This is a genomic window from Flavobacterium sp. CF136, from assembly GCF_000282055.1.
In the GTDB taxonomy this organism is placed as follows: domain Bacteria; phylum Bacteroidota; class Bacteroidia; order Flavobacteriales; family Flavobacteriaceae; genus Flavobacterium.
This window is the reverse complement of record NZ_AKJZ01000098.1, coordinates 1-1,969: the sequence shown is the minus strand read 5'-3', so window position 1 is coordinate 1,969 and position 1,969 is coordinate 1. Positions and strand designations below refer to the sequence as shown.

The window sequence follows — 1,969 nt, the reverse complement described above, 5'->3', positions numbered from 1 at the left end:
TGTTAATACTACTACATCATTAGTAACTGGAAATTTAACAGCTACCACTTATTATAGAGCAGTGGTAGAAAGCGGTGTGTGTCCTACAGCAAATTCAGCAGCGGCTACAGTAACAGTAAATCCTTTACCAACCATTACTGGTGCAAGTTCACTACTACAAGGGGCTTCAACCACTTTAACCGGGAGTGCATCTCCAGCTGGTAGTAATCCTTGGGTTTCTAGTAACACGGCAATTGCAACTGTAACCAGTGGAGGAATAGTTTCGGGAGTTTCGGCAGGATCGTTTATAATTACTTATACCAATAATAACGGGTGTCAGATTACTATGAATATGTCTGTTACTGACCCTCCTTTAGACAGTGATAATGATAATGTTTCGAATCCTGTTGATTTGGATGATGACAATGATGGGATATTGGATAGCGTAGAAAATTCGGCTTGTGGCTTAACAGGGACGTTTATAAATCCTTTGTTTGTAGAGGATTTTGGTACTCAAAGCACTACGGCAGGTACTTTTAGTATTTCTTCGCCGTATACTAATTATAATTATTATCAGGCAATAGTAGGGACAACTCCTACTAATAATACAGATGGACCTGCCTCTCCAAATTTTTCGCTTCAGGATGGCCGTTATACAATATTTAATAATGTCCAGGAAACGTCTACATGGGCAAATTCGCTTTGGCAAAATATAGGGGATCATACCAATGGAGGAACTTCGCCTACAGCTGGCAGGATGGCTATTTTTAATGCTGGTATTTCAGCAGGAGAATTTTACAGAAGAACCTTAACGGGAGTTGTAACCAGTGCACCTATTAATGCTTCTTTTTGGGTAATGAATTTAGATGTAGATAAACCTAGCAGTAGTGCAAGAAATTTTCCTAATATAAGAATAGAATTTCAAGAAACTGGAAATCCTTCTAATGTTTTATACAGTTTTACAACTGGAAATATTCCAAGGGTAGCAAAAGGTAGTACTACTGCCTGGCAAAATTTTACAAACCCGACAATTTTTATACCTTCTTCAAATGTAAGTATTGACGTGGTATTTATTAATACAGCAGCTGGAGGAAACGGGAATGATTTAGCCATAGACGATATCAATATTGATCAAAAATTATGTGACACAGATAATGATGGGATTCCAAATTATTTGGATTTAGATTCGGACAATGATGGTTGTTCTGATGCCAATGAATATTATAATTCTAATACAGCAGATGGAGGAGATGGTGGTGTTTATGGTACTGGAACTCCAGTTGTCAATGGAACAGGTCAAGTAACTACTGCATCATATTCAGGAACTTATACAAGTGCAGCAATAACTGGAAGTTTAAGTACTGTGACTAATCCATCAAATCAAACTGCAACTGTTGGTGGAACAGCTACTTTTTCAGTAACAGCTTCAGGAGGTGCAGGAACTACTACTTATCAATGGCAGAGAAGTACAAATGGAGGCGGTACCTGGACAAATATAGCTAGTGAAACCACATCTTCTTTAAGCTTAACAGGTATAACTTGTTCCATGAATGGATATCAATATAGAATTATTGTAACAGAAAGTAATTATGTTTGCGGGAATGTAGTTTCAAACGCTGCAACATTAACAGTTCAAAATCCAACAACATACAATGTTACTGGAGGAGGAGTCTATTGTTCTGGAGGTTCAGGGGTTGCAGTTGGATTAAGTAATTCTCAAAGTGGAGTAAATTATCAATTACAAAAAGATGGTGTTAATGACGGTAGTGTAGTTGCCGGTAATGGCAGTGCAATCAGTTTTGGAAATAAAACTGCAGTAGGTACTTATACTGTTATAGCAACTAATACAACTACAACATGTAGTTCTAATATGACTGGAAGTGTTTCCGTAACAATTACAGCACAGCCTAATGCCGGAACCAACGGCACTTTAACGATCTGCTCTGGAAGCACTGTTACATCCGCCCAGTTGTTTGCCCAGTTAGGGGGA

General features: G+C 38.2%; 1 protein-coding gene. It reads left to right on the top strand.

Annotated elements, in window-relative coordinates; translation table 11 throughout:
• Positions 1-1,969: Ig-like domain-containing protein (locus tag PMI10_RS21795; RefSeq protein ID WP_007811004.1), on the top strand; the 1,969-nt coding region annotated here is incomplete at both ends.